Origin of the sequence: Bacillus sp. RE35, assembly GCF_052146655.1 — a bacterium.
GTDB classification, from domain to species: domain Bacteria; phylum Bacillota; class Bacilli; order Bacillales; family Bacillaceae_G; genus Bacillus_A; species Bacillus_A cereus.
The window spans coordinates 3,360,233-3,376,192 of record NZ_CP197377.1; the positions used below are offsets into that span (position 1 = coordinate 3,360,233).

Below are 15,960 nucleotides of genomic sequence, written 5' to 3' on the forward strand. Positions count from 1 at the left end.
GTTAGGTGGGGGCCCTGCTGCCCGTAAAAGCCCGATTGATGAGGGCTTCTACTCAGTGGGGGATGAACAAAGCCCCTCCACTGAATAAAGTTTCACTTTATTCAGTAAGTAAAACTTTACAAAATAAAAAAATCGGTATTGATAATTACATATCAATACCGATTTTTTATAATTATTTTCCTTCTATTAAATCATTCGCCATTTTCCTGAATTCTTGATTAAATGCGTCATTCATACCATTTTGGACGTTAGAAAATAATATGACAAACGTTCGTTTATCCCAGTTAAAATTATTAAAAGTGTTCCAGCCAGCTAATACACCGTGGTTATGATAATAATCTGGGTAAATATAGAAACTAAATCCATATTTTCTTGCAGGTGATGCAGAAAACATATCTGATACACTTTGTTTAGAAAGTAGTTTACCATCCATAATAGCTTCATCTAACTTTTTCATATCTTCAACAGTCGTATACATTTCACCACAACCATACAGCCAGTTCATTTTTAAGCGCGGCGTGGCTATTAACTTATTATCTTTTTTCGTATACCCTTCCGCTAAGAAAATATCTTCTGGAAGTGTTGCGCCCATTCCAGATTCATTCATTTCAACGGGAGTCAAAATATTTTCTTTCACATATTCAGCAAGTGGTTTATTCGATATTTTTTCTACAATATATGCAAGCACCATATAATTATAATCTGTATATTTCCATCCTGTCCCTGCTGGAAATTGTAACGTTTGTGCCCCAATCCACGTTACTAATTTTAACCGTGATGCTGCGTCAACACTACCTTGTCCCTGTTCTGGTAATCCAGACGTATGTGTTAACAAGTTTCGTAACGTAATATTTTTATCTGCTGGAAACGATGGGATATATTTATTTACATTGTCTTCAATGTTCAACTTCCCTTTTTCTTTTAGTTGCATAATAGATATTGCAACAACTGTTTTCGTAATAGAACCAATGCGATATTTCGTTCTTGGCGTTGTTAATACTTGATCTTTCACATTCGCATAACCGTAGCCTTTTCGTAAAATCACATGACCTTTACTTGCTACAAGAACACTTCCATTAAATCCTTTATCTTTTAAGTACTGATCTAGTTTTCCAGCTGCAATTTCATAACGCTTTTTCTCATTCGCATCAATTTCCTGCTTAACATCTTTTTGCTTACTATTTACATTAGAAAATGCCTTTGCATCATATTTTTTTCCTTTATTTGCATGTATTAGTGTAACAATACTTCCACAAAAAACTGCAAAAATAAAGAAAACGATTAACCATTTCTTTAACATACTAGGGACCCTCTTTTATCTAGTTTCACTTAACGTACATCCATTCTATTTTATATCTTTTAATTATCAAGTATATTATAATATTATTTAATATTCACTCTGTTAAAACTAGATTCCTTTTTCTCATTTTCAATTTTGACTACTCTCTATTGTATTTCTTTCTTGCAAAATTTCCAACATACAATCGGATGCATTACACTATAATTTCAAATTCTTTTGTAACATTTGTTACATACTAAAAAGAATGGAGATGTAATATGAAAAACACCGATAAACGCAATCGTTTAGATGATAAGATGTTTCATTATCGGATAACAAAAAATAACATGGTATTAATTGAATATTACGGAAAACAGATTATGGTATTAAAAGGAAATGATGCTGAAAAATTTTTAAATAAAATAAATCATGCAAATAACGATAAAGAAAAACAGCTAATTATGGCTAAAATTACAGGTAATTTCAAAAGAGGTAATGAACGAAATTGAAAACGAATCTCATTTACATTTTGATTATACAACAAATAAAAAAAGAAATGTCGCTCATTCAACATTTCTTTAGACTTTCTTCATAAAAAATTTACATTGCTAACATTCCTTCATTTTCTATACTCCCTATATAAGCTAACCGCTGAAATAGTTAGTAATACAACTATGCATAACCACGCATACGTATATCCCTTCTTATCTACAATATAACCAAATAAAGCAGGCGCAGCAATAATGGCAATTTGATTTAATGTAAGTGCAAAACTCACTGTCATCCCTACCGATTCTTCACTTGCTGATTCCGCAACTTCAGTTATGAAAAGGCTAAACCATCCAATTGCAAAGAACCCTAACAATGCACTTACACCATACAATACATTCGTTATTGTATGTATGCTCATTACTAATATTAGAATGAAGAAAATAGAAATACAAACAGTTATAAATAAGAGGGTACGCCTATTCTCCTTATAAAATAAATCACTAGTAGCTGCTAATATAACCCTACCAACCATTCCAGAAAAGAACATAACGGAAAATACTTTTCCAGCTAAAATTGGCGTGATTGATTGTTCCAATACTAAAAATTTTATAAAGTGCGCAACTAACACCATTTGCAATGAAATCATACAAATGCCAGTTATATAAATTGCATATAACTCTTTTTTACACATCACTTCTTTTAACTGCATCCAAAAAGAAAGTTTACTACGTTCTTGTTTAACTTTCTCTTGAATATATGGTTCCTTATAAAATATAAAAAATAAAAACCCTCCAATTATACAAATACATGCAATACTATTTACCGCATAGGCCATATTATATTTTATTGTAAGAAACGGGATCAATACTCCCGCTAATGTACCACCAATCGGTATACCGGCTTGTCTAACCCCCATCGCTAACCCGCGATTTTCTTTTGAGAACCACTTCATTATCACCTTACTTCCTCCTGGCTGCGAAACACTATAAAACGTTCCTACTAATAAAAGTACAAAGAGTAACCCATTAAATCCATTGACCATATTAGTCAGTAAAAACGAACCTCCTAGTAAAAATGAACTTATCGAAATTAACAACTTTTCATTGTATTGATCAAGTAGCCGCCCGACAAAAAGCATACAAAATAGCGGTCCTATATTTACAACACTTACTAACAATCCAATCTCCGTATTCGTAAGTGCATATTCTTCTTTCCAAAATAAAGCAAACGCTCCAACACCATACGTTATAAGTGTCGCTGTTGTTTGAGCAACCGTCGCAAAAATTAACATAACCCACTTATAAGTACTATTTACCCTTTCTTCCATTAACACAATAATCCCTCCATCCCCTTCCATTGTATGAAAGTTCTGATATCATATAAAATAAAGATTTATCATGTAATTCATCAAAAAAAATGATACCTTTTCTGGAGGGATGATACTTGGATATAAAAGATTTAACTGTATTTTACGAAGTTGCGAAAGAAAAAAACATATCTCACGCAGCTAAAAATTTAAACTATGTACAGTCTGGCGTAACAATGCGTATGAAGCAACTAGAAAACGAATTAGGTGTGCCTTTATTTTACCGAAACGGAAAAGGTGTAACTTTAACTTCTAATGGTGAGATTTTATTAACATACGTCAAACAAATTATCTACTTAATGGATCAATCTGTTAAAGCAGTTCAAAGTAATGGGATCGAACCAAGAGGCACTTTAAAAATTGGATGTACAGAATCTACAACCGCTGTAAGACTTCCATCTATATTAACGGCCTATTATGAGAAATACTCAAAAGTCGAATTGATTTTAGAATCAAATACGACGGAACAATTGATTAGGCTTGTACTAGAACGAAAACTGGACGGAGCGTTTATAGCTGGCTCTACTCAGCATGCTGAACTTCATACAAATATATTTCGTGAAGAAGAATTAGTTCTCATTAGCAAAAAGCCTTTATCTTCCTTTAAAGACATAGGAGACATGAATTTACTTGCATTTAGTCATGGGTGCTATTATAGAAATTTATTAGAAGATTGGCTTCAAGAAGAAGGAATTTCACCTAAGCGAGTATTAGAGTTTGGAACAATTGAAGCGATTCTCGCATGTGTAAAATCAGGTATGGGCATAGCAATTATGATGAAGTCTATTTTAAATGGTCATCAACATGACGTATCATTCAACCCTTTACCAAATAGCTTCAAAAAAGTTCCTACTACTTTTATTACTAGAAAAGATATATATCACTCTGCTGCATTACAAAAATTTATGGAGATGACTCGCAATGCGTGAAAAGAAAATACGTGGTATGAAACGAAAAACAAACACTATGATAAAGCGAATTGAGGAACATACAAAAACATTCCCTTCTACTTTCTATAACGATGAATATTGGAATATGCTATTGTCAGTTTCGCAAGCTTTTATTGCCTCTCGTAAAACACCTAGAAAAGTAAAACGATTATGTATTCAAACCTTATTAAATCAAGCAAATCATTTAATAAATATGAAACCGAGCGATACACATACATATCGAGTTGTTGTTTTGATTCCTATAAATAATTTGTGGGATTCGCAAATCATTACATTTAAAAATGAGGACTACTTTCATAATTTCTTTAATAGAAATAGTGAATTTCAAAAATGGATTCTTCTTTCAAATGAAATTGATTTTTGGGAGACATGGGAAATTTCAGTTTGTCATACCTTCAAAACGCTTCACTTTCAAGAAATTATTTATGATGTAGATGAATGCTATGAAAAAGAGATTCTGTTTATCGGAGAGTTAAATTAAAAAGGGTATACCTAAAACACTGGTATACCCTTTTCCACTTATTTTTCCTTCAATACACTATGTAATCGATCCGGATAATTTGTAAACATTCCTGTAGCACCCCATTTGATTAACAGTCTCATATCTGGTTTCTCATTAATTGTATAAGGGTGAATTAACAGTCCATTTTTCCTAGCCATTTTCATATATGACTCATCAATAATTAGTTCCCCGTTATCATTACGTAAGTTTGGTCCAATACCAGCTGCATACTTTTTAATTTCTTGAAAATCATCATTTGTTACACTTTTCGGTTCATGTGTAATGCCAGACCATTCAACAATTTCATTGTTTTCATTTGGATAATACCAAAGCAATTGAACTAACGGAATATTTTCATTCATACTATGAATCTTTTTCAAACTATCTTTACTAAATGATTGAATCATAACACGGCTAGAAGACATGTTTTGGCCTACTAAATTATATTTTTGTAACAACGCCAACAATTTCTCTTCCATTCCTGGATACACATCTGGTGATTTTGTTTCAATATAATACTTCATACTTCTTCCATACTTTTGGAAGATTTCTTCAAGAGTTGGAACCTTTTGCCCAACATACTCTTGCTTAGCCTTTTCTGGATACGCTTTATTAAACCATGATCCAGCATCTAAACTCTTTATTTCACTTAACGTTTTATCGCGTACTTCGCCTGTTCCATTTGTAGTGCGATCAACTGCTGTATCATGCATTGCAATTAATTGGCCATCCTTTGTTAATTGAATGTCTAACTCTAAATAATCCGCTTTCATTTTTTTCACTAAATCATAAGAAGCAAAAGTATGCTCAGGTGCATGTCCACTTGCTCCGCGATGTGCAATATTTAAAAACTTATTCGTATTCCATTCATGCTTTCCTTCTGCTTTCGCATGAACAGCTCCCCCAGCAAAGATACTTCCAGTCATAAAGAAAATAACTAAAACGCTAATAATCTTTCTCATTCTTCTAACCCTTCCTACGTTGCAAATTTCAACAAGCTAATGAGATTTACACGAAACAGAAGACACACTTTCATTATTTTTATAAACCTATATTAAAATTCCAATCTTACAAATGTTTTCTATATTATTAATATAGAAAACTAGTATTATCCTATTTAATTTCTATAGCCCTCCTTTTCACATGTAACTCCCTATTTTGTACGGTTCATTCAATAAAAAAAGCCATAAATTATTTAGGCTACACTCCTGTATCCCTAAATAAATTTATGGCTTTTCTCAAATATCTCCGGCCTCTATTAACTTGTCGAATTTAATCATATCAAACCTATTGAAATTTGTGAATATTTTTTTCAGTGCAGTGAAGCACATAAAACAATATTTCCGTAGTTACTTAAAAATCACATAATAAATTTCCCATTACCTCGTCCAATACTATATCTGGATTTACTACCGCTTTTTCTGAACGCCATCCTATAAAGCCATCTGGTCTAATTAATACAGCACCTCCATTCTCTATACCATATAATTTGCTAAAAATATCTTCTGGAGCAATAAAGTCTCCACTTAAGCCAACACGATACCCTTTTATATTTATTCCTAATTTAGCTGAAACAGTATGTGCTGCCTCAGCCCAAGAACTATTTTCTACTCCTGTAAGTAATACAAAACTGTTACCGAATAAGTCTAATGTAGAAACTTTCTTCCCTTCATACGTTCCCCATAAATGTGGCGCTCGCGTTCCAGGTCTTCCGTTCAACTCTATGCTATCCATTCTATGTGGAGTGACTGAATTATCTATAATTGCCTCTGAACAATACTGATATCCAACTGTAACAGCTAAACCATCCATATTATTCAAACTGCCTTCCTCTCTATTCGCAGCACGAAACAGTAAACTACTTGCATAAGCTGTCGTTAATTTTGCAACAGAGTGTCTCTCTTCATGATATGTTTCTAACAATTTTGGTTTTGCCTTCCCTTTTATAACAGCCGCTAATTTCCAAGCTAAGTTATGCGCATCTTGTATTCCTGTATTTGAACCAAATCCGCCTGTTGGTGGCATAATATGTGCTGAATCTCCAACTAGAAAGACTCGATTTCCTTGAAATTTCATTGCTGTACTTTCGGCCGCTTCCCACGGTAAAACACTTAATATTTTTGACTCAACATTTGTACTTCCAATTGCTATTTCAATAATTTGTTTACAACGTTCCATCGTGAAATCCTCTGGTCCCTCTCCTTTTAATGGATCGTAGGCTACATGGTAAATCCATTTTTTCACGTTATCTACTGGGATCAGTGCACCAAGAACCTCTGGATGAAGTACCATAGAAAAACCGAATGCGTCTCCTTGTATAAACTCACTTAAGTCTGCTTCAAAATAAATATTCATATAATAGCCACCAATGGTTCCACACCCCTCAGTTTTAATCCCTAACTGCTCACGTATTTTACTTTTCGCTCCATCTGCTGCAATTACATAGTCACAATGTATGACACTTTCTTTTTCTGCTTCACGATTTCGAATCTTTGCTTTTACCCCGTTTTCATTTTGTTCAAATGAAACTAATTCATGATAAAAAGATAGTTGCCCGCCTAATGTTTTCGCTTCTTGTAACATCATCTCTTCTAAAATAATTTGATAACACGCAGTTTGTTTTGATGGACTAATCTTTTCTATTTTTTGAAGTAACTCTTCATCGTTTCCGTATTGTGTCGCTCTCATTTGTTCCAATTCTTCTTTATTCGCCTCAGCTATTGTATGAACCGCTATTCTTCCTCGGCAGTTCTCTAATGCTTTACCTGCCAATTTAATTCTTTTTTCCAAGCCTAATTCTCGAAATAACTCCATTGTACGTAAAGTAAGACCGCCTGCTTTCGGATGAATGGCAGTAGACGGATGCCTTTCAATAAGTAAGTACTCAATGTTATGTTTTGCAAGAAATAACGCAGACGCTAACCCAGATAATCCCCCTCCAACAATTAAAACTGGTACATAATTCGATTTCATATATTTCCCCTCCAAATCATTGTTCTGAGCTCAGTGACATAAATATAATCAAAAAAAACATTAAAATATAGACTTATATTTCATTTTGAATTATCATATAGATAGATTACGCCCCAAAATTCCTTTTACCTTTTCATACATCTATAATCCACCTGAATTGTGTCTGTATGAAAGTGTAAAACAAAAGAACGTACTTTACGTTGAACCATGTTCTATCGTAAAATTCAAAAATAATACAAACATTATAAGCGGTCGTAACCTTATGGATTATACAAGGTTACGACCGCTTATTTTATTGTTACATCATTTTTTGTTTTTAAAACCTCATCTATTGTGTTATGTAGTCCTTCCAATCCCTTTTCTATCTCCCTATAATTTTCAACAATAAAAAATTCATTCGTCTCGATTTTCTTTCTCAATATTGCACCTCATACAACAATCATGTAGCATTACCGTATCGAAGTAATGGTTCATCATCTTAAACCTTTCGACTAATTACCTGGAGGCAAAGTGATTGAAATGAATAAACAAGAACAATTAAATATTATAAAAAAAGATTTTATTGATTCTCAAAAAGTATTATTGGCAATTGGTGATGAAACGCGTCAAGCTATTTTATTAGTGCTAATGGAAACGGAATGTCAAACAGGATTACGTGTAGGAGAAATCACGAAGCAAACACACCTTTCCCGTCCAGCAGTATCACATCACCTTAAGATTTTACGAGAAGCTGGCATTATTTTAATGAGAAAAGAAGGTACAAAGAATTTTTATTATATTGATATACGTACAAAATTAGGTTTATTAAAAAATCTTGTATTAGATATTGAGAAGCTATTGCAGAACTTTTATTAAAACTTGGAGGTATAAGAAATGAAAGCAATGATAATTGATAGATATGGAAAAGTCCCAATGCGTATGGCAGAGGTACCTACTCCTGAAATAAATGAGTATGAAGTGCTCGCAGAAATTCATGCAGCTAGCATTAACCCAATTGATTTTAAAATACGCGACGGAAAAGTAAAAATGTTACTGAAATATGAAATGCCCCTAATCCTTGGTAACGACTTTGCCGGTGTCATCACGAAGGTTGGATCAAAAGTAACTCGTTTTAAAGTTGGTGATGAAATATATGCTCGTCCAAGAAAAAATAAGATTGGTACTTTCGCGGAGTATATAGCCATTCATGAAGATGATATAGCTTTAAAACCGAAAAATTTAAGTTTTGAGGAAGCTGCTTCGATTCCACTCGTTGGCTTAACATCATATCAAGCATTACATGACATCATGCAATTACAAAAAGGACAAAAGATTTTAATTCACGCCGGATCCGGTGGTGTTGGTACTTTCGCTATTCAGCTAGCAAAAATAATGGGTGCCATTGTTACAACGACTGCTAGTGAAGCTGGTGCGAATTTAGTAACGTCTCTTGGCGCAGATGAAATTATTAATTACAAAACAGAGAAATTTGAAGATATACTAAAAAATTATGATGCCGTATTTGATACAATCGGCGGTGCAACACTTGAAAAATCATTCAATATTATAAAAAGGGGAGGAAACATTGTTTCCGTTTCAGGCATGCCGAATGCTCGCTTCGGTAAAGAATTTGGTTCAGGATTCTTTAAAACTCTCTTATTTTCATTAGCCAGCAAAAAACTTACTGCACTTGAAAAAAAGCATAATGCTCAATATTCATTTTTATTTATGAAGCCAAGTGGGGATCAATTACGTACTATTGCAAACTATATTGAAGCTGGTGAAATCAAACCGGTAATCGATCGAGTTTTCCCTTTTGAAGATGCGCAAAAAGCAATGGAATATTCCGAGGCTGGAAGAGCAAAAGGAAAAATAATTGTAAAAATTAAATAATAATAAAACCTCCATTTTTTTAAAATGGAGGTTTTAAATTTGCTGTTAAATAGACATAGTGCAATGAAGTCCTTACAATAGATTGCAAGGGGAAATATTATATTATACTTTTAGTTAACTTTACAAAGAATACATACGTACAAATACATAACTTAAAATACAAAAAGGAGGAGATACAATGACTAAAAATAATGAAACAGGTTGGAATTTAGATAATAGTTATACGACTTTACCACAATCATTTTATACAGAAATCCCCCCTACTCCCGTAAGTTCACCGGAGTTAGTTAAACTAAACCATTCATTAGCGATATCTCTTGGCTTGACCCCTGAAGAACTGAAAAAGGAAGCTGAAATTGCTATTTTCGCTGGTAATGCACTCCCAGAAGGAGCTCATCCATTAGCTCAGGCATATGCTGGCCATCAATTCGGACATTTTAATATGTTAGGCGACGGTCGTGCTCTTTTAATTGGCGAACAAATTACTCCTTCAGGTGAGCGTTTCGATATTCAACTGAAAGGTTCTGGCCCTACTCCCTATTCACGCCGAGGAGATGGTCGTGCTGCACTCGGTCCGATGCTACGTGAATATATTATTAGCGAAGCAATGTATGCACTCGATATTCCAACTACCCGCAGTTTAGCAGTTGTCACAACCGGTGAACCAACCTATCGTGAAACAAAGTTACCTGGAGCAATTTTAACTAGAGTAGCTAGTAGCCATATTCGCGTCGGTACATTTCAATATGCTGCAGCTCGTGGCTCAATCGAGGATCTTCAATCGCTAGCTGACTATACGATAAAAAGGCATTATCCAGAAATTGAAGCTCATGAAAACCGATATACTGCATTACTACAAGAAGTCATTAAAAGACAAGCCAGTCTTATCGCAAAATGGCAACTTGTTGGATTTATTCACGGCGTAATGAACACTGACAATATAACAATCAGTGGCGAAACAATTGATTACGGTCCTTGTGCATTTATGGACAATTACGACCAAGGAACTGTATTTAGCTCTATTGACACACAAGGTCGTTATGCATATGGAAATCAACCATATATGGCCGCATGGGATCTCGCACGACTAGCTGAATCTTTAATACCAATTCTGCACGAAGATGAAGAAGAAGCATTAAAAATCGCTCAAGACGAAATTTCGAAATTTAGCGTACAGTATGAAAAACAGTGGTTCCTTGGAATGAAAAAGAAATTAGGACTATTTAGCAACGAAGAACAAGAACAAGATCACTCACTTATTGAGCAACTTTTAAAAATGATGGAGAAATATAAAGCGGATTACACAAATACATTCCGTTCATTAACTCTTGATGCTATCGAAAATACAGCTCTATTTGAAAGTCCTGAATTTAAAGAATGGTACAAACTGTGGCAATCTCGATTAGAAAGACAAGAACAATCGAAAGAAAACGCCTACGAGATGATGAAAAATAATAACCCATCAATCATCCCGAGGAACCACCGTGTAGAAGAAGCACTAGAAGCAGCTGTTACAAATGACGACTATAGCGTAATGGAGCAACTTCTTGAAGCTTTATCAAACCCTTATGCGTATTCTACAGATCAAGAAGAATACTGCATTCCGCCTGCGCCTACGAATCGTCCTTATCGTACTTTTTGTGGAACTTGATTGTTTAATATGTAAAAAGGTGCGTTCATATAATTTGTGTGAACGCACCCTTTTTATATCCCCCCACTCAACTAAAACTTTAAAATACACATCCCCCGATGCCATTTCTTTAATCCAAAACAAATTCTACACTATTCCAATAGACTTACTCGTAAGCTTGTTAAACAAATATTGAGAAATATAAAACATCATTTCTAAATATTTTTATTTTTGATACTATATTTTATAAGAATATTCAAAAAGTGAGGGGATTTCATGAACGTTCAACTACAAGGTAATGAACAAATTACAAAATTATTTAATGACTGGTATAGAGCTATGTTACAGCATCAAACTACCCATGCAACAAAAATAAAAAAAGATATTGAAAATACCATCTCTAATTCAGAAGAAGATACAAACCTACAATTGTATTATTCACTTTTTAATTTCAGATACAAAATCTTAACAGATGGTTTAAATATTAATAAAGATGATTTTAATAAAATTGATTCTTTCCCACTTCCAGAGAATGGGCTATTTTCTTATTATTATCATTTTTTTAAGGCTATTCACAATACAATTATTGGAAACTATAATGCAGCAAAACACCTTTTCGAGAACGCTAAAAAGCTGCTAATACACGTATCTGACGAACTAGAGAATGCTGAATTTAACTACCGCTTAGCTGCCTATTATTATCAAACATATCAACCACTAGTAGCAATCCAATCTGCAAATGAAGCTAAAGCGATTTTTTCAAAACATATAAACTGTGAAATTAATGTTGCTTTGTGTGATAACATCTTTGGTTTATCTTGTATTGATTTAAAACAGTTTGAACAAGCTGAAATTAGACTTGATTCAGCATTAAATATTCTACAGAAGTATTCAGAGGAGACTTTATCATTAAGAGTACGACATAATTTAGCTTGGCTATATGCAAGTCAAAACCTTTCAGAGTTAGCAATGCGTCATATTTCAGAGGTTACAACTAAGCAACCAAATCACTTTAAAGCACTTTTTGTTGAAGCACGTGAATACTACAAGCTTGGAGAATATACCCAGGCTAAAGAACTTATAAAAAAAGGATTAAACATCTCAAATAAACTAGAAAACAAAGAGTTTCAATATCGTTTCATGATTTTAAGAGAACTAAATAATAAAACTTCTATAAATGATTTAGAAATGATAATTTTGGAAGGAATTTCTTACTTTAAAACAGAAAACCTTTGGGAATGTATACAAGAGTACACTGATGTTCTAGCAAATATGTTTTATGAAAAAGAAGACCATATAAAAGCTAGTCAATACTTTTACATGGCCAATCAAGCAAGAAAAAAACATGAAGAAAAGGGAGCTTTGATATAATGAAAAAGATTAAATTGAGCATCATTGGCTTAGCTGTTATTAGCATCACAACTCTTGGGTTAAGCTTCACCTCAGAAACACCGAAAACACAGTTAGGATATGTAGCATTAAACATTGGGGACACCCCTGCACCACAAAGACCTGACCTTGTTCAATCTATTGACGTAAGTAAAGACTACAACTCAACAACAACTGAAAAAGCACTTTAAAAAATGAAAGACCTTCAATTAAGAAGGTCTTTTTAAATACGCTTATTTAGAATATTTCCCTTTCATGTAGGCTTTATTTTCTCATCAACTCCGCAATCCTCTTACTCTCCTCACTACCAACTTTCTCAAGTTTCTCCACAACTAAATTCCGTCTCTCTACAGAATGATTTTGACTTAACTTCGCTTTTCCTTCTATTTTATTTATCTTTATTTTGAATCCAACTATTCCCTTACTTAATCCTCCCATATAATTTGGATCTACATCATTAAGTGAGTAGGTGCTCTCTGGATCTTCATATTTATTTACTAAATCTTGAAGAGAATCTACTAATGTCTTCTCATCCTCAACAATTTCTAATTCACCATATACATGCACTGCAACGTAATTCCATGTTGGTACTGCATTGTTTGTTTCATACCATAACGGAGAGATGTAACTATGTGGTCCTTGAAATATAGCTAGTACTTGCTGAGTCCCAATATCTTTCCACTGTTCATTCGGCCGTGCGAAGTGACCATGTAAAGTAAGGGTCTCCCTATTTAATAACAACGGCAAGTGCGTTGCATATGGTTCTCCGTTATGTTGAGAAAATAATGTCCCAAAGCTATTTTGTTCCATTATTTCGTACTTCATCTCTTCATCTTGTATTACGAAATATTTTGGTATGTACATAAGCTCCCTCTTTTCCGCTCTTTTCTATTTTATTTCCTATTATATTTAGTAACCGCATCAATCAACAGGGCCAGTTTGTATTTGTTTTATAATGGCAGCTTTCTATTTCAAAACAATAGGCAGCATGTATTCCATGCTACCTTAGTTTATTTTTTCTAATATATTTTTAATAAATACGGTCTTACCCTCAATATAACTAGATCGATTTTTCGACTCTCTTGCTAACTCTTCCTTCAAGTTTCCATACTCATTAGCTACTTCAGTATGTTCACGAAGGTAATCTTGAAACGCTATATGCCTTCTCAATTCTTCACTATTTTTATCACACACATATAAATGATGTTCCATCCAAACTGTATTTCCCTCGTTCCATGGAACGAACGTATCCTTTCTTCCAAACGCCTCTCTTCCTTTAAAGCTCCATTCTAACTGATGATAGTATCCTATCGCTTCAAACTTTGTTACTACTTCAGGAAAGATTTCATAATCTTCTATTACGATATCAATATCTAATATTGGTTTTGCTACAAGTCCTTTAATAGATGTACTCCCAACATGTTCAATGGATAAAATGCGGTCTTCCATTACATCGTTAATGAAAGTGTGTAGCTTATTAAATTCACTTTCCCATTGGATGTTATACCCTTCGATAGTAATTCTCTGTTTCAAAGTATCCCTCTCCTCAAAAGCAACTATAACCTCTGAATATGAGTATCCTTAAAATCCGTCTCATATTTCAATCCATATCCAAACATTCGATCCATTCCAATATGTGCTGTCCATATTAAGCCAATCATTATAACGGTATCTATCTTAAAATAGACACCTATTAGAACAATTAATATGGATATGATATATGTATGACATACGTTATATATTTTCGCACCAACGTGATTATTGATCCCATACGCTAACATGGAGAAATCCGGCGCTAAAAGGAATACAAAAAATATAATCCAACTAAACTCATATATTGAATACATATAAATCGTGGCTAAAAATACAACCATTCCTTCAAAATGTACAATACGTTTTTGCATTATTTATCATTCCTATTTTTCTATATTTATTAATACATTTTCATCGCTGAAAGTATTCTTTGCATTTTTTGACCAGATGGTTGCTAATATTGGCCCTGCAATGTTATGCCATACTGCCGCTAATACACTTGGGAGTGCAGCAGCCGGTCCAAAATGCAAAATACTTTCCAGCTATATTACTTATCGCTTCTAGTACTTTCATCCACTCAGCCCCTATCTTTTAATTGAAACACCTTATTCGGATTCAAAATATTTTGCGGATCAAGAGCTTTCTTTATTTTCTCCATTACAAATAATGCCGCCCCATGTTCTTCTTCTTGATACTTTCGTTTTCCGATTCCAACGCCATGTTCTCCTGTACACGTTCCTCCTCGTTTAAGAGCATACAAAACGATACTTTCGTTTATTTCGTCTGCCTTCTTTACTTCCTCTTTATCATTTGTGTCAATCATTAAGAGTACATGGAAATTCCCATCTCCAACATGACCTAGAATACCGCCAATAAGCCCTACTTTATCTAATACCTCTTTCGCATGTTGAATCGCTCCAGCTAATTCCGAAATTGGCACACATACGTCTGTACTCATTAGCTTTTTACCAGGATAACTATGCACGTAAGAGTACGCTAAGTTATGTCTTGCATCCCACAGTTTATTTCTCGCTGCTGTTTCCATCTCAAATGCAATTTCTATACATTTATGATCAAGAACGATTTCTTTCGTAAATTCAATATCTTGCTTTAACCCTGCTTCATTACCGTGAAACTCTAAAAACAGTGTCGGTTCTTCTCTGTAACTTGTTTCATTGTAATGATTTACTTGTTTCATAGATAATTCATCAACGAGTTCAATTCTCGCGATTGGAATACCTGCCTGTAATATGTTAATTACAGCTTCTACTGCATCATTTATAGTTGGAAACGATGCCCTCGCAGCCATAACATGTTCTGGTATACCGTATACTTTTAAAGTTAACTCCGTGAAACATCCAAGTGTTCCTTCTGAGCCTACGAAAATACCATTTAAATGATAACCTGATGATGACTTCGCCGCTAAATTCCCGGTATGTATTACTTCTCCATCAGCAAGAACGACTTCTAAATCTCGGACTTGATCACGCATTACTCCATACTTTACCGCTGTCGTTCCGCTCGCATTTGTAGCAGCCATTCCTCCTAACGTTGCATCAGCTCCTGGGTCTACACTAAAAAATAATCCATACTTTTTCAATTCTTTATTAAGCTGAGAGCGCGTCACCCCTGGCTGTACTCTCACAAGAAAATCCTTTTCTCTTATTTCAAGTATTTTGTTCATAAGAGAAAAGTCCATTGTAATTCCTTTTTCGTAAGGAATTACATGTCCCTCTAAACTGGACCCTACTCCAAATGGAACGACAGCTGTTCCGTGCTGACTCGCTATTTTCATTATCGCGCTAACTTCTTCGGTCGTTTTTGGAAAAACAACTACATCAGGTAAACTACTAACATGGTAAGATTCATCTTTACTATGTAACTCTCGTACTGTCATATTTATTACTACTCGATCTTCAGGAAGTATGCCTTTTAATTCATTTACTACATGTTCAATTGTTATTTCCATAATCA

The 15,960-nt window shown here is 34.0% G+C and carries 16 protein-coding genes and 1 pseudogene; 8 read left to right on the forward strand and 9 right to left on the reverse strand.

Annotation, left to right across the window (positions count from 1 at the left end):
* Positions 1 to 172: 172 nt before the first annotated feature.
* Positions 173 to 1,300: a serine hydrolase domain-containing protein gene (locus ACTL4X_RS17300; protein WP_000915192.1), complete on the reverse strand. Its 1,128-nt coding sequence runs from the start codon at positions 1,298 to 1,300 to the stop codon at positions 173 to 175.
* 257 nt (positions 1,301 to 1,557) lie between these two features.
* On the opposite strand from ACTL4X_RS17300, the gene ACTL4X_RS17305 reads away from it, so the two are divergent.
* Positions 1,558 to 1,788: a hypothetical protein gene (locus ACTL4X_RS17305; protein ID WP_000798794.1), complete on the forward strand. Its 231-nt coding sequence runs from the start codon at positions 1,558 to 1,560 to the stop codon at positions 1,786 to 1,788.
* Positions 1,789 to 1,898: 110 nt separating this feature from the next.
* Here ACTL4X_RS17305 and ACTL4X_RS17310 read toward each other — a convergent pair whose 3' ends face one another.
* The gene (locus ACTL4X_RS17310; RefSeq protein ID WP_130055599.1) at positions 1,899 to 3,128 is read right to left on the reverse strand and encodes an MFS transporter; all 1,230 of its coding nucleotides are present in this window, start codon (positions 3,126 to 3,128) and stop codon (positions 1,899 to 1,901) included.
* An 86-nt stretch (positions 3,129 to 3,214) separates the two neighbouring features.
* On the opposite strand from ACTL4X_RS17310, the gene ACTL4X_RS17315 reads away from it, so the two are divergent.
* On the forward strand, positions 3,215 to 4,066 hold the full coding sequence (locus ACTL4X_RS17315) for a LysR family transcriptional regulator (RefSeq protein ID WP_441394931.1): 852 nt from the start codon (positions 3,215 to 3,217) through the stop codon (positions 4,064 to 4,066).
* Positions 4,059 to 4,568, forward strand: coding sequence for a DUF3916 domain-containing protein (locus tag ACTL4X_RS17320; RefSeq protein ID WP_071741081.1), 510 nt, complete (start codon positions 4,059 to 4,061; stop codon positions 4,566 to 4,568). Before ACTL4X_RS17315 ends, ACTL4X_RS17320 begins: the two co-directional genes overlap by 8 nt.
* 38 nt (positions 4,569 to 4,606) lie before the next feature.
* Here the strand turns inward: ACTL4X_RS17320 and ACTL4X_RS17325 are convergent, their stop codons facing one another.
* Positions 4,607 to 5,551 carry a glycerophosphodiester phosphodiesterase gene (locus ACTL4X_RS17325; protein WP_001226340.1) on the reverse strand — a complete coding sequence of 315 codons (945 nt, stop codon included), beginning with the start codon at positions 5,549 to 5,551 and terminating at the stop codon, positions 4,607 to 4,609.
* Positions 5,552 to 5,942: 391 nt separating this feature from the next.
* Entirely contained in the window at positions 5,943 to 7,562 is a 1,620-nt protein-coding gene (locus ACTL4X_RS17330) for an FAD-dependent oxidoreductase (RefSeq protein WP_441394932.1), read from the reverse strand.
* 510 nt (positions 7,563 to 8,072) lie between these two features.
* Between ACTL4X_RS17330 and ACTL4X_RS17335 the strand changes: the two genes are divergently transcribed.
* The 5 genes from ACTL4X_RS17335 to ACTL4X_RS17355 all read left to right on the forward strand — a co-directional run bounded on the left by ACTL4X_RS17335 (position 8,073) and on the right by ACTL4X_RS17355 (position 12,644).
* Complete coding sequence (locus ACTL4X_RS17335; protein WP_000571870.1) at positions 8,073 to 8,417, forward strand: ArsR/SmtB family transcription factor; 345 nt, start codon at positions 8,073 to 8,075, stop codon at positions 8,415 to 8,417.
* A gap of 18 nt (positions 8,418 to 8,435) precedes the next feature.
* Positions 8,436 to 9,434 carry an NADP-dependent oxidoreductase gene (locus ACTL4X_RS17340; protein ID WP_000646436.1) on the forward strand — a complete coding sequence of 333 codons (999 nt, stop codon included), beginning with the start codon at positions 8,436 to 8,438 and terminating at the stop codon, positions 9,432 to 9,434.
* Positions 9,435 to 9,612: 178 nt separating this feature from the next.
* Positions 9,613 to 11,085: a protein adenylyltransferase SelO gene (locus ACTL4X_RS17345; RefSeq protein WP_000164920.1), complete on the forward strand. Its 1,473-nt coding sequence runs from the start codon at positions 9,613 to 9,615 to the stop codon at positions 11,083 to 11,085.
* 255 nt (positions 11,086 to 11,340) lie between these two features.
* The gene (locus tag ACTL4X_RS17350) at positions 11,341 to 12,435 is read left to right on the forward strand and encodes a response regulator aspartate phosphatase (protein WP_016125000.1); all 1,095 of its coding nucleotides are present in this window, start codon (positions 11,341 to 11,343) and stop codon (positions 12,433 to 12,435) included.
* Positions 12,435 to 12,644, forward strand: a complete 210-nt coding sequence (locus tag ACTL4X_RS17355) for a hypothetical protein (protein WP_000721430.1) — start codon at positions 12,435 to 12,437, stop codon at positions 12,642 to 12,644. Before ACTL4X_RS17350 ends, ACTL4X_RS17355 begins: the two co-directional genes overlap by 1 nt.
* A gap of 73 nt (positions 12,645 to 12,717) precedes the next feature.
* Here ACTL4X_RS17355 and ACTL4X_RS17360 read toward each other — a convergent pair whose 3' ends face one another.
* From ACTL4X_RS17360 to ACTL4X_RS17380, 5 genes and pseudogenes are all read right to left on the reverse strand, one after another.
* On the reverse strand, positions 12,718 to 13,317 hold the full coding sequence (locus ACTL4X_RS17360) for an FMN-binding negative transcriptional regulator (protein WP_000275841.1): 600 nt from the start codon (positions 13,315 to 13,317) through the stop codon (positions 12,718 to 12,720).
* Positions 13,318 to 13,458: 141 nt separating this feature from the next.
* Positions 13,459 to 13,986, reverse strand: coding sequence for a GrpB family protein (locus ACTL4X_RS17365; RefSeq protein WP_071741079.1), 528 nt, complete (start codon positions 13,984 to 13,986; stop codon positions 13,459 to 13,461).
* 23 nt (positions 13,987 to 14,009) lie between these two features.
* A complete protein-coding gene (locus ACTL4X_RS17370; protein ID WP_001172061.1) occupies positions 14,010 to 14,357 on the reverse strand; it encodes a DUF4260 domain-containing protein in 348 nt (115 codons plus the stop codon).
* Positions 14,358 to 14,369: 12 nt separating this feature from the next.
* A pseudogene (locus ACTL4X_RS17375) lies at positions 14,370 to 14,513 on the reverse strand (bile acid:sodium symporter family protein); the annotation flags it as partial.
* A 50-nt stretch (positions 14,514 to 14,563) separates the two neighbouring features.
* Complete coding sequence (locus ACTL4X_RS17380; protein ID WP_000406579.1) at positions 14,564 to 15,955, reverse strand: FAD-binding oxidoreductase; 1,392 nt, start codon at positions 15,953 to 15,955, stop codon at positions 14,564 to 14,566.
* Positions 15,956 to 15,960 lie beyond the last annotated feature (5 nt).